This is a genomic window from Dyella sp. 01L423, from assembly GCF_056399945.1.
In genome coordinates, this window is record NZ_JBFTSI010000002.1 from 810,006 (window position 1) to 835,991 (window position 25,986).

Here is a 25,986-nt window from a genome sequence, read left to right on the forward strand (position 1 = left end):
GGTCGCGGGCGATCTCTGGGAAGATCTTAATAAATGGCGTCTACGTGACGACTGAGAATTGAGCGCATACCCTGTGCATAGCCTCGCAATAGCGCCTGCTTCGCGAGAGTGGCAATGAGATGAAGCTGTTCAGGTGCAACGGCAGCAGGGTGCGGACGGATTCGTCCACGGTGTCGCGAAACGCCATCTCTTCCTGGTTGAGCACCCATACGCTGACCAGGCTGAGTCCGGCCAGAGGCAGAAAGAGCAGCAGCACGATCATGCTGATCCGCTGGCCGACCGACCATTGGCGAAGCTTGTCACCTAGACGCATGGCCACCCCTGAGGCATACAGGCGAGTCGCAGTCTAGGCGATCCGCGGCGGGCACGGCACCGCGGATTCTACCATGGGGATTAAGTGTGATGATTTTGTGTAGGCGATCATCGTCGCCATGCCATGACGATCACGCGGAGGTGCCGCAAGGCGATGAGGCATTTACTTCATTTGCGCTGGCGATGCTCGATCGGCAATTGGCTGCGCAGCGGACTGGCCATGAACATAACGGACGAGATGCCGCGACGATTCCATTTTGTGAGGTCGCTCTCACTTCTGCATAAAGTCGCACCGACAAATCCTCTTGCATTATTGATGTAGTGGCGTAACGGTCGCGCACGAGACCGTTTGCGCCAGGCGTTTTTCGCAACACAAATGTCCGTCGGTAGCGCATCGTCATGCGCATGACCGTGTAAGGGCGATGACAATGTCGCGCCATCAAAAAACTCTTGCCGCTCTGTGCGAATTAGGATAAAAAAACTCTTCGCACGAGTTAACAACATCGATCGCACGGTTTTGCGGTGCGATGAATTCGCCAATAGCGATGGACTGCTTCATTGCGCAACGCGAAGATAAGGACGAAGGCAGGATGCGCGGCTTCACTGAGGCCTCTGGTGGTCTGGTGCACGGTTATTCTAGGAAGGTCGGCGTATTTTTCGAGTGGCAGGCACGGAGGCTTCGGAAGATCTTGCCGGCAAGCATGTGCAGTCTTTACGAGTCGATAGCCCGGCGTCGGAGGATTCAATGCAAGCAGATGTCGATCTTTAGGTAATGCGCCTGGTTGTTGCTGGATTTGCCGTTGTCCGCTGCCGGCATGGGCGAGCCAGTGATTGCCGGAGCGTGCTGGATTTATGCCTGAACCCAGGAAGGATGCTGTCGCGGAGTCGATTTTGTCGCAAGGAGCTATGGCAATGAGGTTTGCAAAGGTTGGCGTGGTGGGCGCAGGCGTCATCGGGCGAGGGGTTGCGCAAGCGCTCGCTCAGACGGGGCATGAAGTGGTGCTCGTCGACACCGATCGCGCGATTCTGGACAGCGCGCACAAGTCCGTTGCCGCAGGTTTGCGCCTCGCCGCATTCACCGATCCTGCGCTGCGCAAGGCGAATCACCACGAGATTCTTGGGAGAATCCACGGGACGGTGGATTACCAGGAGCTCGTCGATGTCGGGTTCGTCATCGAGAACACCACCGAGGATTGGGCGGTCAAGCGGGACGTCTATCGTTCACTCGACGCGGTGTGCGCACCCGACTGCGTCTTTGCGGTCAATACGTCCGCGATTCGCATATCCAGACTGGCCAAGGTCGCGCTGCGGCATCCGCACATTATTGGCATGCATTTCATGAATCCGGTGCCGCTCAAGCGCCATGTCGAGGTGATCGTCAGCGAAGTCACCACGCAGCACGCAGTGAAAGCGGCCAACGACTTGCTGGCGCAGCTCGGCAACCGCGCCATTACGGTTCGCGACAAGCCCGGCTTCGTGTCTAACCGCGTGATGATGCTGATGATCAACGAAGCAATCGCCACGCTGGAAGACGATACGGCTAGCGCCGCCGATGTGGACGCCATTTTCGTGAACTGTTTCGCGCACAAGATGGGGCCGCTTGCCACCGCCGATCTGATCGGGCTCGACACCATCATGCGAACACTCGAAATACTTCGCGACAGCTATGGCGACACGAAATTCGAGCCGCGCCCATTGCTGCGCCGGATGGTGGGCGAGGAACGTCTCGGCCGCAAATCCGGATCGGGATTTTTCGACTACGGCAAAGAGGCATAAGCCACCCATGGATCATAAGCAGCGGATCAAGGACTATCTGAACAAGAATATCGCCGAGCCGGTGGGCGACCATGAGGATATTTTCGGCAGCGGGCTGGTGACCTCCCTTTTTGCCCTGCAGCTTGTCGACTTCATCCAGCGGGAATTTGAGTTGACGGTGGAAAACGAGGATCTCGATCTCGACAACTTCTGTTCCGTCGAAGCAATGCATTCGTTTGTCGAACGGAAACTCAAGAGCGTCGCGGCCTGATGGAGCTGCGTCTTACGGATGCCCAGCGTGAGGCCCGCGAGAGAGCGCAACAGTTAGTCGAGCAGCAGATCCTGCCCGCGGCGGGCGAGATCGACCGCCAGGGCCGCATGCCGCCGGATCTGCTGGACGCTTTGCGCGCTGGCGGCTGGCTGGGAGCGGCACTCCCCGCTGCATTCGGTGGCGGCGGCATGGACTCGCTGGCTCATGGCGTGGTCACCGAGGAAATTGGCCGTGCATGTTCCTCCGTGCGCAGCTTGTTGACCGCCCACAACATGGCTGCGCAAGCGCTGGCGCGCTTTGGCACCGCCGAGCAGAAGGTGCGATGGCTTCCGGATATCTGCTCAGGCAAGAAGATCATTGCTTTCGCACTGACGGAGCCCGAAGCAGGCAGCGCGGGAGGCTCGATAAGCACCGAGGCACTGGACAGCGGTACGCACTATCGCGTCACCGGAACAAAGGTATGGATTACCGCCGGGCTGATGGCGGATATCTATCTGGTGTTTGCCCGGGATGGCGACAAGCACGTCGCCTTGGTGATTGAGCGCGAGCAGCAAGGCTTGGCGGCGGAACCGACCACGGAGGTGCTGGGGGTGCGCGGGGCTGCGCTGGCTCGCCTGTGTTTGCGAAGCGTCGAGGTTCCTGTCTCTCAGCGACTCGGCCCCGTGGGCGCGGGCATCGCTTTCGTGGCGAACGCAGCGCTGGATCATGGACGCTTCTCCATTGCATGGGGCGCCGTCGGCGTGATCCAGGCTTGCCTGGATGCCTGCCTGTCCTACGCCGCCCGGCGAAAACAGGCGGGGCATGCGCTTAGCGAGTTTCAACTCATCCGCAAGCTGCTCACCGAGATGCTCCTGGCACACACCACGGCACGGGCGCTGTGTTGCCGCAGCGCGTGCTTGCGCATACAGGGAGATGCCCGTGCCGTCATGGAAACAACGCTTGCCAAATATCACGCTGCGGAGGCTGCGGTACGCGTAGCCACCGACGCGGTGAGGCTGCACGGCGCCAATGGCTACAGCATCGACTACCCCGTCGAGCGATACCTGCGTGACGCCACGGTCCTTGAGATTATCGAGGGAACAAGGGAAATCCATCAGGCAGGACTTGCATCCTATGCACTCCAACGACCCTATCTCGAATTCTGATCCCGCCCGTCGTCCGGAGGATGGGCCGGCGCGCAAGATGATCAAATGCGTGATCTGGGATCTCGACGACACGATCTGGCAGGGCACGCTCCTCAACGGCGAGGCGCGCGAACTCACCAGGGGCGTCTCCGATATCGTCAGAGAGCTGGACGCAAGAGGAATCCTGCAATCGGTAGCGAGCAAGAACGATCATGATGCCGCCTGGCCGCTGGTCGAAGCCTTCGGTTTGTCGGAATTTTTCCTGCACCCTCAGATCAGCTGGTCCGGCAAGGCCGACTCGGTGCGGCTTATCGCCGAAGGGCTGGGCATCGCCCTGGATGCCATTGCGTTCATCGATGACCAGGCCGCCGAACGCGATGAAGTGGCGTTCTATTTGCCGCAGGTGCGCGTCATCGACGCGTTGGACATTGCCGGTCTGCTCGATCGTGCGGAATTCCAGCCTGGCGTCATTACGGCCGAAACGCGCACGCGGCGCGCGATGTATCGCACCGATATCGCTCGATCGGAAGCGGAGAAGCAATTCCGCGGAACGCGCGATGCGTTCCTGGCCACCCTAGACATGCGCATGTCGATCCGGCCGGCAATGGACGGCGACTTGAGGCGAGCCGAAGAACTGACTCTGCGAACCAACCAGCTCAATACCACGGGATTGACCTTCTCCTACGACGAACTCGAGGAATTGGCCCGCTCGCCGAAGCACCTGTTGCTGGTCGCCAGACTCGATGATCGCTACGGCAGCAGCGGAATCATCGGTCTGGCGCTGGTCGAAACGGCGGGGACGGCCTGGACCATACAGCTGCTGATCATGTCCTGCCGTGTCATTACCCGCGGAGTCGGCACCGTGCTTCTTGGACACTTGCTCCGGCGCGCGGCCGATGCAGGCGCGCGATTGCGCGCCTTGTTTGTACATACGGATCGCAATCGCCAGATGTACGTAACCTACAAGTTCGCCGGCTTTCGGGAGGTCTCGGAGGATGCCGGCGGCGCGCTGCTTGAGCACAGCCTGGAGCGAATTCATCCGCTGCCCGCCTATGTGACGGTGGTATCGGAGCTGGACGAGGAAGCAGTCAGCTGAGCGGCCCCGTGTAAGGAAGCGGCCCGTGCCGCCGCGGAAGTTCGCGAACAGGCTGGTCGTCAAGACGTTCGAGTCGCCACTTTGCCCCTGGAAGTAAACAAGAAGAAGGGATTTTCGTATGCAAAAGCCACGCTCCAAAACCACGATCGATAGATTGACGCGCGTTTACCTTGGCTTCGTCTGCGCTGTCCTCGCGGCTTTGATCGTTATTCTGCTTCGCTACCTTTGCGCCTATGCAAGCGGCGTTCTGGTGACCTCCGCGATGGCGCTATGCCTGGTCGGGCTCATCTCGCACCCGGTAATTTCCATCACCAATAGCGTGCTCAGGCTGTTCTTTCCTTCGCTGACGCTGCCGGCGATCGAGTCCGACAAGGTCGCCCCCGAGCACACGACGCTGGTGGTCATTCCAGACCTGATTCTGGACAGCGAGAAAATCGATGCGCTGGCCGACACCATTCGCGAACACTACTTGCTCAACGACGACCCGAATATTTTCTTCGGCGTGCTTACGGACTGGGGTGATTCGGCGACCGAGCATGCGCCCACCGACGATGAGCGTTTGAGTCAGATTGTCCGCCGCATCCAGGGTCTGAACGCGACCTACGGATCGGCCGATCGGCGGCCGTTCTTTCTGCTCCACCGTGGGCGGCGCTGGAACGCTTACGACAATTGCTGGATGGGTTACGAACGCAAGCGCGGAAAACTGGAAGATGCCAACGACTTGATCCTGCATGGCAATTCGTCACCGTTCATCACCGTCGAAGGCGACATGGCGGCGATCTCGCGGGCGAAGTACGTGCTCACGCTGGACAACGACAGCCGCCTTCCGCGCGGTGCCGCACTGAAATTGATATCGGCCATTGCCCATCCCGCAAACCGTCCCGAATTCGACGACAAGGGCGTGATTGTCTCGGGCTACGGCATATTGCAGCCCAGAATGATGGCGGCGCAGCCGGTGGGTCCGTCGACATGGATCGAACGCTTCTGGGTCAGGCTGCGCGGCTCCAACCCCGAGCGGCCCCAGTTCGACATTTTCCAGGACTTCTTCGGAGAGGGGTGTTTTACCGGGGTTGGAATCTATTCGGTCGCAGACTTTGACCGCGCGTTGCGCGGCATGATCCCGGAAAACCATCTGTTGAGTCACGATGTCATTGAAGGCTGCTTCGCCCGCGCCGGGCGTGCCGGTCACGTTGTCCTATACGAAAGCGTGCCGCCCACTTACCACGCCGCATCGCGACGTCATCATCGCTGGATGCGAGGCGACTGGCAAAATTGTTCGTGGCTGTTTCCGTTCGTGCCGTCAGCCAATGGCAGGCAAAAGAACAGCTTCAGCCTGTTGTCCAGATGGAAGATCTTCAAGTGCATGCTGGCAAGCCTCTTCCCGGCGTCGATAGCGTTGCTTCCTTTTACCTGCGCCGTCACCGGACATACCTATGGCGGCGTGATGGTGGTGGCGGCCTCCGTGCTGCTGCCGATCATGGTGGACATTACGGTTAAGCGGCTGCTGGGCCTGAAGCTGTCGCTTGTCCGGGCGACCAAGGACTGCCTCTTCCACACCTTTCTGACCATCACCCTCGCCGCGTTCGAAGGCATGAGGAATATCAATGCCGCCTGCACGGCTATCTATCGAATATCGGGATCCAAGCGGCGCGGACTGGAGTGGGTGCCGTCCAGTGCATACGATTCGGATGATCTGAGCGCCGTGAACTACATTCGATACATGTGGACGTCGCCCGCCGTGGCCGTGCTGCTGGCGGTGTGGATGGACATCTGGTCGGCCAGGCCGAATGCGCCAATCCTGGCCGTCATGGGCATGTGGGCGATCGCGCCGCTGGTGGCCTGGCAGATCAGTCGTCGCCAGCCCAATGTCGCCGCCGAGGCGGCGGATTCGGGCGTGCAGCGGGAGCCTGCCCGCTGAGTCGATGTGCGGGCGGTCAATAACGACCGCCCGCAGTCGAGGCGCCGCCACTGTCACGCGTTAGGGAGTTCTATGGAAAGCATTGCCGTATTGATTCATGAGCTGGCCCCCAATCCGGACACCTATCTGCTGGGCTTGTTGATGGCGGAGTGGCGAAGAATGGGCTTCGAAGTTCAGGTGCTCCGTGGCATCGACAAATACGTGCCCGCCGATCTGCTGATTCCGCACCTCGACCTGACCGTCATTCCTCCTTCCTATCTCAGCTTCATGCAGCGGTATCCGCGCGTCATCAATGCATCGGTCGTGGATATCTCCAAATCCAGGGTGAGTTCCAACTTGCTGGAAAGGAACGCTTCCTACCGTGGGCCAGCCATTGTCAAGACCGACCTCAACTTCGGCGGGGTGCCCGAATTGCGCCTGCGGTCCCGGCGGCGCGCGGGCTTGGCCGAGTACGTCGACAAGCTCGCCGCATCCATTGGAAAAAAACTCACGGGCGAAGTGCCGTGGAGATACGTCAAACAACTCAAGACCAGCGAGTACCGGATATTTCCCGCATTTCGCGATGTGCCCAGCAGCATCTTCAAGAACAGGCATCTGGTAGTGGAGCGATTTCTGCCGGAGCGCGTGGATGGCAGTTACGCGGTGAGGTACTACTGGTTTTGCGGCGATCGCGAGATCAGTTATCGGTTGATCTCGGCCCAGCCCATCATCAAGGTGTCCAATGCAATCAGGCTTGAAGAAGTGGCGGTTCCACCCGAACTGCGGCTGATGCGGCGCAGGTTGGGGTTTGAGTTCGGCAAGTTCGACTATGTCGTGAAGGACGATGAGGTTGTTCTATTCGACGCCAACCGGACGCCCGGCGGCTCATTCGTCAAACACGCGCATTGCCAGGCCCTGCATGAGCTGGGCGGTCACCTGTGCCATGGGATTCGCTCGCTGATCGATAACCGGGCAGAGCATCCGCAGGAAATCGATCGCCCGCAAAAGGCACATCTGCCGGCAGGTGCCGATGCGGCTTCCCGGATCTAGAAAGAGGCCATCGATGCATACATCGCCTGCAAGTAATGAGTTTACCGAAAGCGGCATGCCGGATCGATTGGCGGTGCGCGACCGTGCCCAAACTGCAGGCGCGCAGCGAAGATCCGGGCGGGCCGCCATGATCGACGTGCGAACGGGAGCCGCTCGATGAGCGCGGCGGCCCAGGAACGAATCGAGTTCTGTCGCCGGGAGCAGTTCGCGCATCTGCGGCGCCATGGAGTCAGGCCCTCGTCAGTGGATGCGCTGGAGCATTTCCTTCGCTCTGACGGCGCACTGGAAGCGCCGTCGCTGATCGTGCGCTGTCGTTTTGGCGATGGCGCGGCCGATTGCCGGATCGTGGTCGACAAGCCCAAGTCCCATTGGCGATTGTCGACTCAGCTCATGCCGTTTCTGCACAGAATTCAGCACCGCGTGCGTGGACATGCCGATGTGCTGATCCTGGTCAGCGACACCCTTTACGTGACCGAAAGCCGCAAGGCCGAATGTGTTCGGCTCATGCAGCAGGCTCCTTTTCTGCGTTGCGACTGGCTCGGCAGCGACCCCGTCAGCAGCCATGCGCTGATCATTCCCGATTTCATGCTGATGTCCGAACAGTATGCGGTGGACATGGAGGCAATCAGGATGGCGGCCGAGCAGACGCCGTTCGCCGAGCGGCAGGAACTTATCAAGTGGCGTGGCCGCTTGTCGGGACCGGGGTTTCCAGGTACCGACAATTGCCACCTGTTTGCGCGCTATCACTTGCTGAAGCTGTCGGCGGCGCACCCGCAAGTGCTGGATGCGCGCTTGACCTATACCGATAATTTTGCGGACAGCCCGGCCGGAGAAGCCCTGCGAAAGGAAGTCCACGAGACGCTGGGAGGCACGGTGGCTGAACTGGCGCCGGCGGCATTCGCCGCCTGCAAATATCTGATTGCGATCGATGGCGTGATCTCCGCGTGGAAGCGCGTTCCCGATCTGCTGCGCACTGGATCGGTGCTTCTTCTGCCGGTGCGCTGGAGGCAGTACTTCTACCCTGGGCTGGTCGCCTGGGAGCACTACGTCCCCGTGGCGCACGACCTGTCGGACCTGCTGGAGATATACCATTGGCTTCGCGAGCACCCGCAAGAGGCCGAGCGCATAGGGCGCGAGGGTCAGCGCTTTGTCGAGAGCATGCTGAGCGTCGCGGCCATCGAAGACCAATTCGTCTCGGTCATCGACACCTGTGCCGAACTGTTGCGCGCCAATAGCGGGGCACATGCGATGGCGGAGGGTTGAGCGCGGACGCGACGGCTGTAGCGCGTCGCCGTTGCGCGACGCCGGGATATCTGTTCCTTTCGCGTACCGCATCGATGATATGAGCCGAACTACCGTCAACGACACCTGGGTGATCACCTGCTATTTCAACGCGGTGGGCTCGCGCTCGCGACGCGACAACTTTCGGCATTTCGCCGAGTCGCTTGCCGGGCAGGGCGGGCGTCTTCTGGTCGTCGAGCTGGCGCGTTCGGACGGCGGTTTCGACCTGACCGCGGGTGCGCCGGATGGCCAATATGTTCGCGTGAGGGGCAATGGCCTCATCTGGCAGAAGGAGCGGATGCTCAATCTCGCGCTGACTTACCTTCCATCTGACTGCCGGAAAATCGTCTGGCTCGACGCCGACCTGATTTTCGAATCGGATGATTGGCTGGCGAGCACTTCCGCGGCTCTGGAGAAACATGTGGTCGTTCAACCCTTTGATCGCAGTGTCTGGCTGCCCAAGGGTCACACGCGCTACCGTGGCGAAAGTCAGCCGGGCGGGGAGATGCGCGAGTCCTTCGCTTCTTGTTACCGGCGTGATCCGTTGCTGTCGCGTCACGAAATCTACGTCAATCACGGTCACACCGGCTTCGCCTGGGCGGCGCGGCGAGATTTCCTCGACGCCTGCCGGCTGTACGACAGCAGCATCACGGGCGGTGGCGACCATCTGATGGCGCACGTCTTCGCCGGGGCGCTTTCGTCGCCATGCATCGCCAAGATGATCGGCGAAGGGCATGCCTATGCGCGCCACTTCAACGATTGGGCGGTCAGGGCCGACAAGCTCTGCCAAGGACGGCTGGGCTGTGTTCCGGGCACGGTGTTTCATCTGTGGCATGGCGAACTCGAGAAGCGCCGATACGCCGAGCGCACGCGGGAATTCAAGGACTACGACTTCGATCCCGATCGCGACATTCGTATAGACGAGAATGGGCTTTGGGAGTGGGCCGAGGCTTCGCTGGCGCTGCGAAGTCTGGATGCGGCGGGATTTCACTCCCGCGATGAAGATGGCGCCGATGCCAGCGTGTCCGATTGACCGGCCTGGTCGCACATGTTGGTTCGCACGCTCTCGATGGGCTCCGGCCGCTGCGTGCGGCGAACGATCGCGGGCCCGGCGGCGACAGGCCGTGCTGGCGCCACGATAACGCCATCATTGGGGCCATTGCCGGCCTGATTGATGAGCTACTCTGTGCTGTCGCGAACGGCGGGATTGGGCTATGCGCAAAGCACGTGATCGACAACATCTCCCTGAGGCACCCGATGCGTGACCGGCGTCTCGCCCTGACCTGGCCGGCGTTCTTCCGGCCAGCCATGCGCCGCGGAAGAATGGGCCAGTTTGCGGCGGTCAGGGCATGAATCCGTCGCGCATCTTTATCCTCCGCCCGGTGGCCACGACGCTCTGGATGGTGGCGATCCTGCTTGCGGGCGTGCTGGCCTATCGATTGCTGCCCATATCCACGTTGCCGGATGTGGACTATCCGACGATACAGGTGACTACGCTCTATCCAGGCGCAAGCCCGGAGGTGATGACAACCTCGGTCACCGCGCCGCTGGAGCGCCAGCTCGGGAAATTGCCGAGCCTCAACCAGATATCGTCCACCAGTTCGGCCGGCGTGTCGGTGATTACTCTGCAGTTCGAACTGGGACTTGGGCTGGATGTGGCCGAACAGGGCGTGCAGGCGTCGATCAACGCAGCAAGCAACCTGCTGCCGAGCGATCTCCCGACGCCGCCGATCTATAGCAAGGTCAATCCCGCCAATTCGCCCATTCTCACGCTGGCCTTGACCTCCAGATCGCTGTCGCTGCCCGAGGTGGAGGACCTGGCCGATACGCGGCTTGCCCAGAAGATCTCGCAGATCGGCGGCGTAGGCCTGGTGACGCTGTTCGGAGGCCAGCGTCTCGCGATACGCGTGCAGGCCAATCCCGTGGCGCTGGCTTCCAACGGCATGAGCCTGGAAGATCTTCGCAACGCCATCGGCAGCGCGAACGTGAACGGCGCCAAGGGTAGCTTTGATGGCCGTTACCGCTCCTACACCATCAATGCCAACGATCAGCTCAGATCCTTGGCCGACTACAACAGCATCATCGTCGCCTATCGCGATGGTGCGCCGGTGCGCCTCTCCGATGTGGCGAATGTGCTGCAGGGGCCGGAAAACGATCGGCTCGGTGCCTGGAAGAACAGCTCTCCGGCCATCATCATGAGCATCCAGAAACAGCCGGGATCGAACGTGATCCAGGTTGTGGACGACATCAAGGCCGCCTTGCCGCGCCTGACGCAATCCATGCCGGCCTCGGTCGACCTGTCCATACTCACGGACCGCACGGTTACCGTGCGCGCCTCGGCCGAGGACGTCAGATTCGAATTGCTGCTGGCGATCGCGCTGGTCGTCATGGTCATCTTCGTTTTCCTGCGCAGCGTCCCGGCGACGCTTATCCCGAGTCTCTCCGTGCCGTTGTCCCTGATCGGCACGTTTGGCGTGATGTACCTGGCCGGATTCAGCCTCAACAACCTCACCATGATGGCTCTCACCATTTCGACCGGCTTCGTGGTGGACGACGCCATCGTGGTGATCGAGAACATATCGCGCCATCTCGAGCAGGGCGAAACGCCTCTGCAGGCAGCGCTGAAAGGGACGGGCGAGATCGGCTTCACGATCGTATCGCTGACCATATCGTTGATCGCCGTGATGATCCCGCTGTTGTTCATGGGCGACGTGATCGGACGACTGTTTCGCGAGTTTGCGATCACCTTGTCGGTGGCTCTGATCATTTCAGCAATTGTTTCGCTGACTCTGGTGCCGATGCTCTGTGCGAAATTGCTGCGTGCCACGCCCTGCGGTGAATCCGTGGAAGACCGGAAAGGATTGTTCGACCGGGTCGTCGAAGGATATGGCCGCTGGCTCAACTGGATAATGGATCGCCCGGTTCCAACCTTGCTGGTGTTCGCTGCCACGCTGGCGCTGTCGGTCCTGCTTTATATCGAGGTGCCCAAAGGCTTTTTTCCGCTGCAGGACACGGGGGTCATTCAAGGGGTTTCGGAAGGGTCGCAATCGATCTCCTTTGCCGCGATGAAGGACGAGCAGGAGAAATTGGGAAAACGGCTGCTCGACGATCCGGCGGTTGCATCGTTGTCGTCGTCTGTCGGTGTGGATGGCACCAATACGACGCTCAACAGCGGCAGCTTCCTGATAAACCTCAAGCCGCTGAACGAGCGGGACGGCATCCAGACAGTCATGGCGCGACTGCAGAAGCATGCGGACGGCCTGCCTGGCCTAAGGCTATACCTGAAGCCCGTGCAGGACCTCACCATGGAGGACCGGGTCAGTCGCACCCAGTATCAGTTCGCGCTTGGCTCGGCGATTCCATCCGATCTGGAAACATGGGTTCCTCGTCTGGTCGACGAACTCAACCGGCAGCCCGAGTTCGTCGACGTCACCAGCGATCTGCAGTCGCGAGGTCTGCAAGCCTATCTGGACATCGATCGCAGCACGGCCGGCCGATTCGGCATCACGCCGGCGGCCATCGATGCGATTCTCTATGACGCTTTTGGACAGCGTCAGATATCCACGGTATTTACCGAGTCGAACGACTATCGAGTGATCCTGGAGGTGATGCCCGAATTCAGGCAGGGCATGCAGGCACTCAGCCGGATATTTGTTCCCGCGCTGGCGAATGCGAACCGGGTCCTGCAGGTGCCGCAAGGCTCGCCCTCGTCCCCGGGCGGCACGCAGACTCTTGGCGGTGCGCCGCAAGGGGCAACGCCCGGCGTGACCAATGTGTTGAATCAGGCGCCGGTGACCAACGGGCAGGTGCGCCTGGATTCGGTGGTGAAGATGACCGAGCGGGTCAGCCCGCTGGCGATCAACCACCTGGGCCAGTTCCCGGCGGCCACGGTGTCTTTCAACCTGGCCAAGGGAGTGTCCTTGGGGGCTGCCGTCGAGCGGGTTCGCAGTGTCGAGCGCGCACTGCACATGCCCGCCAGCATAGACACCGAATTTCAGGGCGCGGCAGCGGCCTTCCAAACCTCGTCCTCGAACATGGCCCTGCTGATCCTCGCCGCCATCGTCACGATGTATATCGTGCTGGGCGTGCTCTACGAGAGCTTCATCCATCCGATCACCATTCTTTCGACCTTGCCTTCGGCGGGAGTGGGCGCACTGCTTGCGCTCATGCTGACCGGCGGGCAGCTGGATATCGTGGCCTTGATCGGCATCATTCTGTTGATCGGCATCGTCAAGAAGAACGCCATCATGATGGTCGACTTCGCCCTGGAACTGGAGCGCAGTCAGGCCATATCCGCTCGCCAGGCCATCCATCAAGCCTGCCTTCTGCGTTTGCGCCCGATCCTGATGACGACCTTCGCGGCACTGTTTGCGGCATTGCCGATGATGCTGGGGGCGGGCGTCGGCTCTGAGCTGCGGCGTCCGCTCGGCATCACCATCGTCAGCGGCCTGCTGGTGAGCCAGCTGCTTACCCTGTTCACGACGCCGGTGATCTATCTCGCACTCGGCCGCCTTGCCGGTCGCTATCGGCGAGGGTCGGCAGAGGGCGATGCCGCGCAACTCCACGCCTTGCCGCCATGAGCTGGGTCCGCAGCAGCAGCTCGAGCCTGTCCGAGCCATTCGTCAGGCGGCCCGTCGCGACGACGCTGTTGACGATCGGTCTTGCCCTGGCCGGAATGGCGGCCTTCGGACGCCTGGCGGTCGCTCCGCTGCCGCAGGTGGCCATCCCCACGATCATGGTGCAGGCGTCGCTGCCCGGTGCGGGCCCGAAGACCATGGCCCAGTCGGTCGCCACTCCCCTGGAGCGGCAGCTCGGGCGTATTCCCGGCGTTACCGAGATGACCTCGCAGAGCACGCAGGACTCCACGACCGTGACGCTGCAATTCGATCTGTCGCGCAATATCGATGCGGCCGGTCGCGATGTGCAGGCTGCCCTCAATGCCGCTCGTGCCCAGTTGCCGAGCGACATGCCCGACAATCCGATTTATCGCAAGATCAATCCGGCCGAGCAGCCGGTGCTGGTGCTGGCGCTGACCTCCAAGTCGTTGGCGCCCGAGGCGATCTACGATCAGGCCGATACCATCGTTGCGCAAAAGATATCGCAGGCGGAGGGTGTTGGCCTGGTCAAGGTGGTGGGCTCGTCGCCGCGGGCTGTGCGTGTCGATCTGAACCCCTCCGCGCTCAATCACTACGGCATCGGACTGGGCTCGGTTCGCACCGTTCTGCAAAACAACAACGCCAACCGGCCGCTGGGCTCGATCGAGAGCGGCCGAACTCATTGGCAGATCAACGCCAACGACCAGCAATCGGTGGCTGCCCAGTACCGCGATATCGTGGTCGACTCGAAGAACGGCGCCGATGTCAGGCTTTCCGATGTCGCGGATATCAGCGATTCCGTCGAGGATATCCGCAACGAGGGTTTCTACAACGGAGAGCGGGCCGTGCTGATCGTGATCAGCAAACAGCCGGATGCAAACATCATCCGCACCGTAGACCGTGTCATGGCTTTGCTGCCGCAGCTTCGGGCATCGGTCTCCTCGAGCATCGCGATCGACGTCGCCATCGAACGGACAAGCACCATTCGCGCCTCCCTTCATGATGCCGAGCGGACACTGGTCATTTCGACACTGCTGGTCATCGGCGTCGTCTTCCTGTTCATTCGGGATCGCCGGGCCATGCTGGTGCCGGCGATCATCGTACCGGTGTCGCTGCTGACAACCTTTGCCGCGATGTATCTACTGGGCTACAGCCTGGACAATTTCTCCTTGATGGCCCTGACCATCGCCACGGGATTCGTGGTCGACGACACCGTGGTCGTGCTGGAGAACGTATCCAGGCACATGGAAACCGGCATGTCGCGCATGCAGGCCGTACTGCTTGGGACGCGCGAAGTCAGCTTTACGGTCCTTGCCATGAGCCTGTCGCTGATCGCGGTATTTATCCCGATCATTTTCTTTCCCGGGATGGTGGGGCGTTACTTCAGGGAATTCTCGATCACCTTGTCGATCGCCATACTCGGTTCGCTGGTCATCTCGCTGACTGCGGCGCCAATGATTTGCGCCCGTGTGTTGACCCGCAAGGATCGCCGGAAGCATGCGCCAGGCGCCGGGAGCGGCAAGACGTTCGGCTTCGTGCTGCGACTTTATGAACGGACCTTGCGGCTGGCCCTGTCAAGACCGCTGCTGGTGATGCTTATCCTGGCGATGACGGTAGGTCTCAACATCTACCTCTATACGAAGATCGACAAGGGCTTCTTCCCGCCGGAGGACACCGGCCGTCTCTACGCCAGCGTTCAGAGCGAGCAGGCTATTTCATTCGAGGCTTACTCCAGCAAGGTCGTCGAATTCATGAACATCATCAGGACCGACCCGGCGGTGGACGGTGTCGCCACCTATTCGGTGGGCGGCAATGGCGGTGGCATGTTTATCGCGCTCAAGCCCTGGGAAGTCCGCAACATATCGACGGACGAGGTGATCGACCGCTTGCAGTCGGAGACCAAGGACGTAACCGGGGCCAGTCTTTCGATGGCCCCCGCACAAGATATCCGGATCGGCGCACGGGCTGGCGATAGCGGCTACCAGTACCTCCTGCAGAGCGACGACCTGGAGGCTCTGCGCGAATGGACGCCCAAAGTCGTATCGGCACTGGGCGAACTGCCGGAACTGGCCGGTGTCGACGCGGATGAGGATGACGACGGCTTGGCGGTGACCTTGAACATCGACCGGGCCAGCGCCTCGCGGCTCGGCGTCAGCATGGATGCGATCGACAACACGCTCAACGATTCCTTCAGCCAGCGCCAGGTGTCCATCATTTATGGGCCGTGGAATCAGCAGCACGTGGTTATGGAAGTGGGCGAGCACTATCTCCGCAGTCCGGCAGCTCTGAAGGACGTCTACGTACAGAGCTCCAGTGGCGCCATGGTGCCGTTGGCGGCATTTGCGCGCTACGACACCGAGCTCGATGCACTTTCGGTCAGCCATCAGAATCAGTTCGTCGCCAGCGCGATCTCGTTTCGCCTGGCCAAGGGCGTGTCCCTGAGTCGGGCGCGCGGGGCCATCGATCAGGCGATGGCCGCGCTGCGCGTACCGTCGACCGTACATGGCGGATTTGTCGGCAATGCGCTCGAGGCGCAGCGCACCTTCGACAATCTGCCCTGGCTGATTCTCGCCGCACTGCTGGTGGTCTATGTCGTTCTCGGCATTCTTTATGAGAGCTTCGTGCATCCGTTGACCATCCTGTCGACGCTGCCGTCGGCGGGGGTGGGAGCGCTGCTGGCCCTGCGGCTTTTTGGCACCGAACTTTCGCTTATCGCCTTTATCGGAATCATCTTGCTGATCGGCATCGTCAAAAAGAACGCGATCATGATGATCGATGTGGCCCTTGGGGCGGAGAAAGAGCAAGGCTTGAGCACGCGAGACGCTGTCTTTCAAGCGTGCTCGATCCGTTTCAGACCGATTGTGATGACGACGCTCGCGGCGATGCTGGGGGCGTTGCCGCTCGCCGTCGTAAGCGGAGAGGGATGGGAGATGCGCCAGCCACTGGGCATATCGATTATCGGCGGGCTATTGCTCAGTCAGTTGTTGACCCTATATTCGACGCCGGTGGTTTATCTCTACCTGGATCGTTTCCGCCTATGGTGCAAGCGCGAAATGCGCGGCATCGCCCCCCTGACTCAAGGCGTCGCACCTGGCGCGTGACCCGCTTTACCTTGAAAAAAGAACACTGCGATCACAGGAAGGAAGCATGGAGCGTGCGCCTTTGCAAAATCATCAGGTCCCGGAGAGCGCCCGCCGCAGGGCGTTGCTCTATGTGTTCGACGGAGGCAGCGGGATCGGCCATCTGCGCAGGCTCGCCAGGATAGCCGAAGCGATCAGCCGGGATTTTTCCTGCCTGATCGTTTCCGGCCACGATGTCGGCCCGCAATGGATGGTGCCCGGCGGGTGCGAATACATCCGCCTGCCTTCCTGGGACAACCTGCTGCCCGCCAAGGCGGCTTATTGGGGGCGCACCCCGTTTCTGGATGGGCCGGTGGAGGATGCCGTTCGATTGCGCAGCGCCATTCTGCTGGGCATCGTCGAAGGCTTCCGTCCGGATGTCATCTTCGTCGATCACCTTCCCTTGGGCGCGAACGCGGAACTGGCGCCCGTGCTGCGGGCTACCTCGTGCCGAAAGTATCTGGTCACGCGCGGCATCCAGAACGAAACGGAAGACTTGCAGCGCCTGGTGCTCGGCGGGGGCGCACTGGCGGCGCTGAGCAACGATTACGATCGCATCCTTTCCGCGATCGATGGTCGTGTCTTTGACCTGGCCGCTCACTATGACCTCCCTGCGGAAGTGGTTTCCAAGATCATCTCCACCGGCTACGTGGCGCCGGTGGCAATGCCTGGTCAGCGCGAGGCGCTGAGGTCGGCCCGAGGTATTCCCGCAGGCACGCCATGGGTGGTAGCGTCGGCAGGCAGCGGTCAATGGGGCGAGCCGCTGATCGAAGCCTGCATCGAAGTTGCGCGACGCCATCCGGATACCTGCTTCGATATTGTGCTGGGGCCTCGTTCTCGATTGTCGCTGGGCGATGCCGGCCTGGATGAGCGTGTGCGGATGCATGGTTCATGCACGGAGCTTGCCGCCATGCATGCGGCGGCCGATGTGGTGATTACCGCGGGCGGCTACAACTCGTTGATGGAGGCGATGCAGGGACGGGCGCGCATTCTTTGCATTCCTTATCGCAAAGATCACCGGGACGAACCTTTTCATCACGCGACGCTGCTGCAGCCGTACGCCGACATTCGGATCGCCACCGAGATCGGAGAGCTTGGTGCGCTGTTGCAGGCGGCGATTGACGATGCAAGGAAGGGAGCCGTGCGCGATCGGCGCACCGAGCTGAGCATGGACGGATCCAGTCATATCGCCCAACTGGCATTGAATGACCTGAGCATCGAAACATCGTCGGTAGCACGCAATGGATACGGCCAGGGATGATCATGAACAGTAACGCGGACAAGGTTTCTTCGCAGGCGACGCAGGGGCAGCTCGAGATATTGCTCGACGATTATCAGGAGCGGGCCAAAGCCTCCCTCTCCAAAGCGGTGTTCGAATATATCGAGGGGTGGGCTGGAGATGGGCTGACGTATCGGGCTAACCGGGCGGATTTCGATCGCCTGTCGTTATTGCCGTTCGCGATGCGCGATGTATCCCGTCCCGAGCTCGCCCGCGCCTATCTCGGACGAACGTCGAGCCTGCCGCTGGGCTTCAGCCCTTCGGCCTTCCATCGCCTGGCACATCCGCTGGGCGAGGCGGCAAGTGCGCACGCCGCGCACGCCAATGACATTCCGATGATCGTCTCAGCCATGTCCAGTGTCGCCCTTGAAGACATCGCGGCCGGCGCGAAAGGCGCGCGGCTGTGGTTGCACGTCTATCTGTTCAAGAACCGGACGGTTACCCAACAGCTGATAGAGCGGGCGCACGCTGCCGGTTTCGAGGCGATCTCGCTCGGCCTGGGCTGTCCTGCGCTGGGCAAGCGTTACGCCAACCTGCGCAACCGCTTCACTCTGCCCGAGGGTGTACATGCTGCCAACTTCGATTGCCGCGACCCTGCCGATTTCAATAATCCGATCTCCGCGCTGAAAGATGCGGAGATCGATCCGTCGGCCACCTGGAAAGATGTGCACGAACTGTGCAAGGCCACCCGCTTGCCGGTGATAGGGAAGGGCGTCATGAACGTGCGGGACGTCGCCCCCGCCCTGGATGCCGGCTTGTCGGGGCTGATGGTCTCCAATCACGGTGGGCGACAGCTGGACGGCACTCTCTCTACCATTCGGGCGCTCGCGGATATCGTCGACGCCGTATCGGGTCGGGTGCCGGTCTTTCTCGACGGCGGTGTGCGCCGTGGAACGGATGCCCTCAAGGCACTGGCGCTTGGCGCGGATGCGGTCTTCATCGGCCGGCCTGTACTGTGGGCGCTCTGTGCTGGCGGCGCGCAAGGAGTAGACGGCATGGTGAAGATGCTTGCCGACGAATTGCGCCTGGCCTTGCAGCTGGCAGGATGCGCGAGCCTGGCCGAGGCCAGACGCGAAACCGGGTCGCTCCTGCGCTGGACTTGAGGCGGCCGCGCAAGGGCAGTGGCCGCCCTGCGCCACGGGCCCGATCCCGGCAGTTGCGCTTTCCCCGCCTCGCGCAGTGATGCAGGCGGCGACTCAGCCCGCCGCTTCCACGGCGCCGGTTGCCGTGATTTCCTTGAACTGCGCCGACGTCGACGACTCGACGTCGACGGCGAACTCGCCGGCCCGGGCGAGGGCGGCAAAAACACCCTCACGCAGCATGAGTTCGTTATAGGTGCCCTGTTCGACGAGGGTGCCCTCTTTGAGCACCAGAATAATGTCGGCGTGTCGGATGGTCGAAAGCCGGTGTGCGATCACCAGCGTCGTCCTGCGCTTGGCCAGCGCGCGCAAGGCCAGTTGAACATCCATCTCCGTGGCAACGTCCAGCGCACTGGTTGCTTCGTCAAGAATAAGTATTGGCGCGTCCTTGAGCAGGGCGCGTGCAATGGCCAGTCGCTGCCGTTCGCCCCCCGAAAGCGAGCGGCCTCGTTCGGTCACCGTGGTGGCATAACCTTCGGGTTTTGCCATGACGAATCGATGCGCCTGAGCCGCCTCGGCGACGGCGTGCATCTCCTCGTCGGTGGCTTCCGGATCGCCTATGCGCAGATTGTCGGCGATCGAGCGAAAGAGCAAACCGGGCTCCTGGAATACGACCGCCAGCTGGCGCCTGAGCGATGCGCGACTGACCCGGCGTATGTCCATGCCGTCGACCAGAATGCGTCCGGCAGTGGGGTCGTAGGCGCGGTAGAGCAGCGCCAGGGCAGTGGTCTTGCCCGCGCCGGTGCTCCCCACCAAGGCTGCGGTTTGTCCCGGCCGCACCTTGAAGCTCAGCGTTCTGAGCGCATCGCGCGGCCCCTGGCCGTCCTGCGACTCATAGCGAAACGACACGTTCTCAAACTCGACTTCGCCCTGCACGTCGAGCATGTCCGTCGCATCGGGCGCATCCGACAAGTTGTCCCGGGTGTCGAGCACATCGAAGAAGCGATCGATCGGACGAGCCTGATTGGACAAGTCCGATACGAAGTGCGCCAACTGCTCCAGTCGGCCGAGCATGAACATGGCGAAGGCGACGAAACTGACGATGCCCCCAACGCTTACCTCGCCGCGCCCGTTGAGATATACGCCGAGCGCGAAGATCAGGATGACGGTCAGCGTGCTGGCTGTTCGCTGCGCCACCGACACCACGGCAAATCCTTTCAGTATCGGGTACTGCACGGCCAGCATCTGGCTCAGCATGTCGCGCACCGCGTGCATCTCCGCCGAAAGGCGAAGAAAGCTTTGAACGACCGAGACGTTGGCGAAGAGGTCTCCCACGCGCTCACCGACTCTCTTGTTCAGCTCCTCCACCTTCACCTGCGCCCTGGTGGTTCGGCGCACGATGAAGATGTTGAAGGCCAGGTAGACCGACATCATGGCGGTCATGCCAATCGCCAGCTTCCAGTTCAGGTATATCGCCACCGGAATCATCACCAGCAACGAGAACATGGTGCTCAGATGGGTGCGAAAGAAGTTCAGCCAGACGCTGAAAAGCAGGCCGCTTCCACTATGCATGGTATGCAGCAGGCGCCCGCTGTGATTGCGATCGTGGAACGACAGCGGCAGCGAGATCACGTGCTCGACGTAGCGGCTTATCGCCTCCTTGCGGCATCGATGGGCGAGGCGGTCGGAGTGGAGAGACAGCAACACCGCCGCGACGACGCCCAGGCAACCGAAAGCGGCCCAGGCGGCGATGTTTCTCCACGCATCGGCTGACCGGTTGGCCGAGAGCGCATCGATCATCCTGCCGAAAAACAGCGGTTCCAGCAGCATGACCAGGGCCACGCCAAGATTGGCCGCGGCCAGAAGGCGGGTCAGCTTGCGCTCCTGGCCAAGCATGGCCAGGGCGCGGGCATAAGTGCGCAGGAGCGAGAATCTCTCTTTGGCATGCTTCAATTCGCGCGTCGCCTGATTCGCCGCTTCTGCTCGATCCTGTATCAAGTCCGTTACTCCCGCTGAAAAGCTTCGTTCCAATATCAGCCCTGCCGACCGGGCAGGGTCAGCTCATGCGATGTCGGCCACCGCTGCCGCCAGGGAACTGGCCTCGCGCAGACTGGTCAGCACCGCATCGCAGACGACCCCCACGTCAGCCAGCGAGAGCTTGGTATGCAGCGGCAGGCAGATCACCCGATCGGCGACGTCTCTCGAATGCCTGGTCTCGCCGAAGCGGGCATATTGGGAGGTGGTATCCAGCGAAGGATGGAAATAGCGTCGCGTGGTGATGCCCAGACTCTCGAGACGGCGGTGCACCCGCTCGCAGGTCGATTTGTCGGCGAACGCGATAGGCATGTAGCCGCCACCGTTGGTAACGTCCGCATCGATATGCTGCAACTGAACGTGGTCGCCAAGCCTGCGTCGATAGCTGGCCACCAGTTCGCGGCGATAATCGAGGATGTAGTCCGCGTCGTCCAGCACCGCCAGACCCATGGCGGCGTGCATTTCGCTCATCTTGAAGTTGCTGCCCGGGTCCACGATGAGCCCGGTCGCCTCGTCGAAACCGAAGTTGATCATGCGGCGCGCACGCTCGCAGACGGCGCTATCGCGAAAGCAGACGGCGCCGCCTTCGACGGTGTGGAAGGTTTTCGTGGCATGGAAGCTGATGGCCGACGCATCGCCCTGGTCCAGAATGCTTCGCCCCGCTCTGCGTGTGCCGAAACAGTGGGCGGCATCATAGATAACCCGTAGTCCGTGCCGCTGCGCCACAGCGGCGACCCGCGCGTCGTCGACCGGATTGCCATACACATGCACCGGCGAGATGGCGGTCGTATCCGGCCTGATCGCGGCCTCGATCCGTTCGGGATCGATGTTCCAGGTGGCCGGATCGATATCGGCGTAAGACGGTTCGATCCGGCCCCAGGCGGGAACGCTGCTGCTCGCCACGAAACTGAAGGGCGTGGTCACCACACTGCCGGAGATGTCGAGCGCGTGATAGGCCAGGTCGAGCGCGGCGCTTCCGTTATTGACCAGAACGAGATTTCGGATGTCCAGATAGTCTTCGAGGCGTTCGGTCAATTGAACCACCAGCGGCCCGTTGTTGGTCAGGCGGCAGCGGGCGTAGATACCCTCGAGATAGCCGAGATATTTCTGCAGGCTAGGCAGATATGGAGACGTGACTTCCATTGCGTTTTTTCCCTGGCTGGATTGGATTTCCGTAAATGGCCGTGAAACGCAGAGCGACAGCACAGCAGATGCCGGTGCCGCCTATGTGGTCCGTTTTCCGAAGGCGGTCCCTCCGTGACCTTCAGCTCGACATGGCATGTTCATTGAGGTTTGCTCGCCGGTATGACGCATGGACTGGTGCCGTCTTATAACCGCAAGTCTTCATCGTTGTAGCCGAGTTTTTCCAGCAGCCGCGCACGCACGGCAGGCCACTCGCCTGCAATGATGCTGAAAAGAATGGAGTCGCGAATGCGACCGTCTTTGTAGATCAGATGATTGCGGATCACTCCCTCCTGTGTCGCGCCAAGAATCTTCATTGCCGCACGCGAAGCCAGGTTCCGCGGATCGGTGATCAATTCGACGCGATTGACCTGCAGCCGCTCGAAGGCGTGAGCGAGGGTCAGCAGCCTGACCTCGGAGTTGATCAGCGTGCCGCGCGCTTCGCGGCAGTACCAGGTCGACCCGATGGCCAGCCTGCGATGTTCGTGGGACATGTCATAGAAGCGGGTGGTGCCGATGATCCGCTGGTCGCTTTTCTGCCTCACCGCGAACGGATGATGGCTGCCTTCGGCGGAGCGCGACAGCGTATATTCAAACCACGGATCGAAGTCGTCGCCCGCACCATTGAAGGAGCGGGGAAAATAGGTCCATATCGCCTCATCGTCCTTCGCGGCCTGTCTGAGCGATTCCCTGTGTCCGGCGTCGAGTGGCTCGAGGGTGATGCCCGGTCCCGCAAGCATGCCGGCACGGGGAAAGCCGGTAGCGGAATGGCTGAAGGAAGATGTCATTTGAAGCGGCGCCGGGTGAATGTTTCGCTGAGAACTGCCAGCAGGCTGTCCATGTCTCCGCTATAGAGCTCCCGGTCGATATAGAACAACGGCTGTGACGGCGTCTCGTCTGCGTCGTCCGTTCTCACCGTCACGGGGATGGCGTCCATCGATTCAAGCAACAGCACCGGCAGGCTGCACAGGCGCACCTTGCCCCTGCTGGTGGGCCTGAACACCGCGCTGCCCGCCCAGGCTTGAACGCTGACACCGAGTATGGGTGGCGTGGAAATGGCAATCTGCCCTTGCTTGGCGTGGATCGTCCAGCGCAGGTATCCAGGCAGGCAGGTGAGAATGGGATCCTCGCCGAGATCGCGGTCGCTCTTGATCTCGGCGATGTAGCTGATTGCGGCAGTCCAGACCTCGTTGAGCATGGCGCGGCGCAGTGCTTCTTTTTGCCCGGCGGTCAGCGTCGGCGCAGGCGAACTGGCGCGCCCGCTCGAAGTGTCGACACCCTCAACGAGGGCGTCGACCGTATACGGATGGAAAATGTGTGCAGTGAGTTCCCGGTAGAGGCTGGCGCGGGCCTCATCACTCAGATCGCGCAAGTCCTGCAGCGAGCGATAGTTCATCGTGTAAACCAGCGACTTGAGCAGCGATACGAAACGCCCCTCGGGATTGCCGTGCTCAGGGTCCAGTTCGGCATCGATGGCGGCCTGAAGCGTGGTATCCATATCGTCGGGGTTGAAGATCGGCCAGAGCGCCTGCGAGTAGCCTGTTCTGGCCTGCTGCAGGATCGCCTGTTTCGAACTCCATATCTCGGGCGGCAATCCCTCCTGCAGCAGCGACCGATAGTCGACAATCCGTATGTAGTCGCCAAGCTTCAGAAGCTTTGTCCAGCGCAGCAGCTCGTCCTGGTAGGACCTGATCTCGGCGCTTGAAGTATTGACCGCATCGTTGAAGCGAAAGCCGTCCGCGACGATGGTGAATCTGGCCAATGGGCCAGTGTGATCCGGCCATTCGGCTCGATAGATGATTTCCACCGTCTTGACGATTTCGTAGAGGCTGAGAAGGAAATTCGCCTCCCCCAGGTCAGGCAGCGGACCGCGCGATTTGAGCGGCGAGGAAATCTTGAACGGCAGCGCCGGAATGACCATGTCGATCGGTCGACGCGCGCGAATCGTTTCCTTTATGCGCTGGTTGAGCAGCGCTCTTTCGTTGTGGCGGGCGCCACTGCGCGAGAACTCCTTGTCCAGGAGCGCTTCGGTGATGCGTTCGGATGCGCCGACCGCGCTGGCGTCGTCATGCTCGTATTCCTGCCATCGCTCCTGTGCGCGCACGCCCGCGGCATTGGCGCGCTCTTCGCAAAATCGACCGCTTGCCGAGGTCAGGATGGGCACTAATCCATCAATGACCTGCGATTGTTCGATTCTGAGAAGTCTGTCACGAAAACAATGGCCGCCATAAAGGCGCAGCGCCGGATCCTGAGACATTTTATGCATGAAGTGGGAGCTGATCACGCTCTCCTGAATTCTGTTCAGGCCAACGTGATATCCCATTTTGTCAGGCGTCCATTCCGTCTTGATTTTCATGCTGCTCCTTGTAAGTGGCCATCTGCCCAGACATTGCCGATCTTGTAAATGGTCTGGTGGCAGCTCCTACGTAAAGAGATCGCCGATTGGAACATTCATAGCATACGCATCGATCATGTTGTCCGGAAGAACCATGCAAGGCGTGGCTCATAGAAAATCGACCGCAAGCCTGGCGTGCTCCAATGAAATTTCGGCGGCCGTCACTGCGCTCCGCAAGAAGTTGCAGGCCGTGCGCGCATTCGATAGCTGCCTTGCATGCGCAACGATGTAGATAATCATGCGCTGAAGAATCTACCGTTCCAGATTCACATGACCAACTCGCCCTCGATAACTTGCGACTGCTGCATGCTAACCGGCTGCAGGATATTTTTATGTGCGCGCCATCCAGCGCGTGACTCTTGAGTTTCGGATGCCTGCATGCGCGACGCCCATGGTGTTCCCGCGTTCCAATCCGCAAATGGGTCTAGGACAAGTCGGCGCCTGGCAGCATTCACTCGCGTTGATCGTATCGGCACATTAATTGATCGCATCGGCACATCCAGTGGCGATACCCGTGTCTATCTTACATGGACCTTGAGCGAAGAAGCCGGAGAAGAAGTAATGATTCTGTATGCCTCACCGCTGGCGTGTTCGGGCGCAGCTCACATGGTGCTGCTTGAGCTTGGTATCCCTCATGAAATCGAGTTTGTTGATATTTACGCCCAGCCACATGTCTTGATCGACGATGGAATGCCGTTCGCCGACGTCAACCCCAAGAATGCCGTTCCCGCGCTCCGGCTCGACTCCGGTGAACTGCTGACCGAAGTCGGCGTCATCCTGCAATACATCGCCGATCTGAAGCCAGACTCCAGTTTGCCGCCGAAAGCAGGCAGCTTGGCGCGTTATCGCGTGATGGAGTGGTTGAACTACGTGGGTTCCGACGTACACAAAACCATCGGGCCGTTGTTCCATCCGCATATGCGGGCCTGACTCTCGGGATGACGGGGGAGGGATTGGTCCACGGCAAAAAGTGCACAGTCCTGATGGCCTCGGGCGGTGTCTACACAGAGGGCTCGCCGATCCAGGACCGAGACATCGCAACCACGTATCTGCGCCTCATTCTCAAGGTCATCGGCGTCGATGATGTTACGTTTGTGTCCGCGGGCGGAACCAAGGTTGTCGACCTGGGAGAACGGTCGCGCGCCGAGTTCCTTCAAGGGTTTGAGCCGGCTGTGGCTTTTGCAGTGCAGTCGTAGTCGGCAAAACCCATCGGAAGCCCAACATCCATTGGTATGACTGCTTTCGGCGGCGATTTCAATCGGTCGAACGATCCCATCAAAGTGCCGTCACGACCGGCTGAAGTCACACCACGTTGTACGACCGAAAGATCTCGCCCCTATCGACGCGCATTAAGAGGGATGAATCGCACCTTTGCCGTGGGGCGAGATGGTTAGGGTCGAGATCCGTCGCGGGGATCTTCTGACTCAAACGTGGGGCAGGCCTTCTCGATTAGGGATCGTTATCGTGGGTAGGGGCCATTTCCGAGGACTCGGCCCCTATATGACTCATCCGAACGG

The 25,986-nt window shown here is 60.9% G+C and carries 19 protein-coding genes; 14 read left to right on the forward strand and 5 right to left on the reverse strand.

Annotation, left to right across the window (positions count from 1 at the left end):
- Positions 1–40: 40 nt before the first annotated feature.
- Positions 41–313 (reverse strand): hypothetical protein, encoded by a 273-nt coding sequence (locus AC1DMY_RS10235; protein ID WP_477164839.1) that lies wholly within the window; start codon positions 311–313, stop codon positions 41–43.
- A gap of 911 nt (positions 314–1,224) precedes the next feature.
- On the opposite strand from AC1DMY_RS10235, the gene AC1DMY_RS10240 reads away from it, so the two are divergent.
- From AC1DMY_RS10240 to AC1DMY_RS10295, 12 genes are all read left to right on the forward strand, one after another.
- Complete coding sequence (locus tag AC1DMY_RS10240) at positions 1,225–2,088, forward strand: 3-hydroxyacyl-CoA dehydrogenase family protein (protein WP_477164840.1); 864 nt, start codon at positions 1,225–1,227, stop codon at positions 2,086–2,088.
- A 7-nt stretch (positions 2,089–2,095) separates the two neighbouring features.
- Complete coding sequence (locus AC1DMY_RS10245; protein ID WP_477164841.1) at positions 2,096–2,338, forward strand: hypothetical protein; 243 nt, start codon at positions 2,096–2,098, stop codon at positions 2,336–2,338.
- Positions 2,338–3,483, forward strand: a complete 1,146-nt coding sequence (locus AC1DMY_RS10250) for an acyl-CoA dehydrogenase family protein (RefSeq protein WP_477164842.1) — start codon at positions 2,338–2,340, stop codon at positions 3,481–3,483. Before AC1DMY_RS10245 ends, AC1DMY_RS10250 begins: the two co-directional genes overlap by 1 nt.
- Positions 3,452–4,558, forward strand: coding sequence for an HAD-IIIC family phosphatase (locus AC1DMY_RS10255; RefSeq protein ID WP_477164843.1), 1,107 nt, complete (start codon positions 3,452–3,454; stop codon positions 4,556–4,558). Before AC1DMY_RS10250 ends, AC1DMY_RS10255 begins: the two co-directional genes overlap by 32 nt.
- Before the next feature lie 118 nt (positions 4,559–4,676).
- Positions 4,677–6,476 carry a glycosyltransferase family protein gene (locus AC1DMY_RS10260; RefSeq protein ID WP_477164844.1) on the forward strand — a complete coding sequence of 600 codons (1,800 nt, stop codon included), beginning with the start codon at positions 4,677–4,679 and terminating at the stop codon, positions 6,474–6,476.
- 72 nt (positions 6,477–6,548) lie between these two features.
- Positions 6,549–7,505, forward strand: coding sequence for a hypothetical protein (locus AC1DMY_RS10265; RefSeq protein WP_477164845.1), 957 nt, complete (start codon positions 6,549–6,551; stop codon positions 7,503–7,505).
- A gap of 156 nt (positions 7,506–7,661) precedes the next feature.
- Positions 7,662–8,768: a glycosyl transferase family 90 gene (locus AC1DMY_RS10270; RefSeq protein ID WP_477164846.1), complete on the forward strand. Its 1,107-nt coding sequence runs from the start codon at positions 7,662–7,664 to the stop codon at positions 8,766–8,768.
- A gap of 79 nt (positions 8,769–8,847) precedes the next feature.
- The gene (locus AC1DMY_RS10275) at positions 8,848–9,819 is read left to right on the forward strand and encodes a hypothetical protein (RefSeq protein ID WP_477164847.1); all 972 of its coding nucleotides are present in this window, start codon (positions 8,848–8,850) and stop codon (positions 9,817–9,819) included.
- Positions 9,820–10,135: 316 nt separating this feature from the next.
- On the forward strand, positions 10,136–13,366 hold the full coding sequence (locus AC1DMY_RS10280) for an efflux RND transporter permease subunit (protein ID WP_477164848.1): 3,231 nt from the start codon (positions 10,136–10,138) through the stop codon (positions 13,364–13,366).
- Positions 13,363–16,482, forward strand: a complete 3,120-nt coding sequence (locus AC1DMY_RS10285; RefSeq protein ID WP_477164849.1) for an efflux RND transporter permease subunit — start codon at positions 13,363–13,365, stop codon at positions 16,480–16,482. Before AC1DMY_RS10280 ends, AC1DMY_RS10285 begins: the two co-directional genes overlap by 4 nt.
- A gap of 46 nt (positions 16,483–16,528) precedes the next feature.
- Positions 16,529–17,761: a hypothetical protein gene (locus AC1DMY_RS10290; protein WP_477164850.1), complete on the forward strand. Its 1,233-nt coding sequence runs from the start codon at positions 16,529–16,531 to the stop codon at positions 17,759–17,761.
- Positions 17,758–18,882: an alpha-hydroxy acid oxidase gene (locus AC1DMY_RS10295; RefSeq protein WP_477164851.1), complete on the forward strand. Its 1,125-nt coding sequence runs from the start codon at positions 17,758–17,760 to the stop codon at positions 18,880–18,882. The genes AC1DMY_RS10290 and AC1DMY_RS10295 overlap by 4 nt, the downstream gene beginning before the upstream one ends.
- Positions 18,883–18,975: 93 nt before the next feature.
- On the opposite strand, the gene AC1DMY_RS10300 is transcribed toward AC1DMY_RS10295, so the two are convergent.
- The 4 genes from AC1DMY_RS10300 to AC1DMY_RS10315 all read right to left on the reverse strand — a co-directional run bounded on the left by AC1DMY_RS10300 (position 18,976) and on the right by AC1DMY_RS10315 (position 24,430).
- Positions 18,976–20,856 carry a glucan ABC transporter ATP-binding protein/ permease gene (locus AC1DMY_RS10300; RefSeq protein ID WP_477164852.1) on the reverse strand — a complete coding sequence of 627 codons (1,881 nt, stop codon included), beginning with the start codon at positions 20,854–20,856 and terminating at the stop codon, positions 18,976–18,978.
- Positions 20,857–20,919: 63 nt separating this feature from the next.
- A complete protein-coding gene (locus tag AC1DMY_RS10305) occupies positions 20,920–22,035 on the reverse strand; it encodes a DegT/DnrJ/EryC1/StrS family aminotransferase (protein ID WP_477164853.1) in 1,116 nt (371 codons plus the stop codon).
- Positions 22,036–22,220: 185 nt separating this feature from the next.
- Positions 22,221–22,862, reverse strand: a complete 642-nt coding sequence (locus AC1DMY_RS10310) for a GNAT family N-acetyltransferase (RefSeq protein WP_477164854.1) — start codon at positions 22,860–22,862, stop codon at positions 22,221–22,223.
- Positions 22,859–24,430 (reverse strand): L-tyrosine/L-tryptophan isonitrile synthase family protein, encoded by a 1,572-nt coding sequence (locus AC1DMY_RS10315; protein ID WP_477164855.1) that lies wholly within the window; start codon positions 24,428–24,430, stop codon positions 22,859–22,861. Before AC1DMY_RS10315 ends, AC1DMY_RS10310 begins: the two co-directional genes overlap by 4 nt.
- Positions 24,431–24,847: 417 nt before the next feature.
- Between AC1DMY_RS10315 and AC1DMY_RS10320 the strand changes: the two genes are divergently transcribed.
- Positions 24,848–25,399 carry a glutathione S-transferase N-terminal domain-containing protein gene (locus AC1DMY_RS10320; RefSeq protein ID WP_477164856.1) on the forward strand — a complete coding sequence of 184 codons (552 nt, stop codon included), beginning with the start codon at positions 24,848–24,850 and terminating at the stop codon, positions 25,397–25,399.
- A 53-nt stretch (positions 25,400–25,452) separates the two neighbouring features.
- Positions 25,453–25,665 (forward strand): hypothetical protein, encoded by a 213-nt coding sequence (locus AC1DMY_RS10325; RefSeq protein WP_477164857.1) that lies wholly within the window; start codon positions 25,453–25,455, stop codon positions 25,663–25,665.
- The last annotated feature ends 321 nt before the right edge of the window (positions 25,666–25,986 follow it).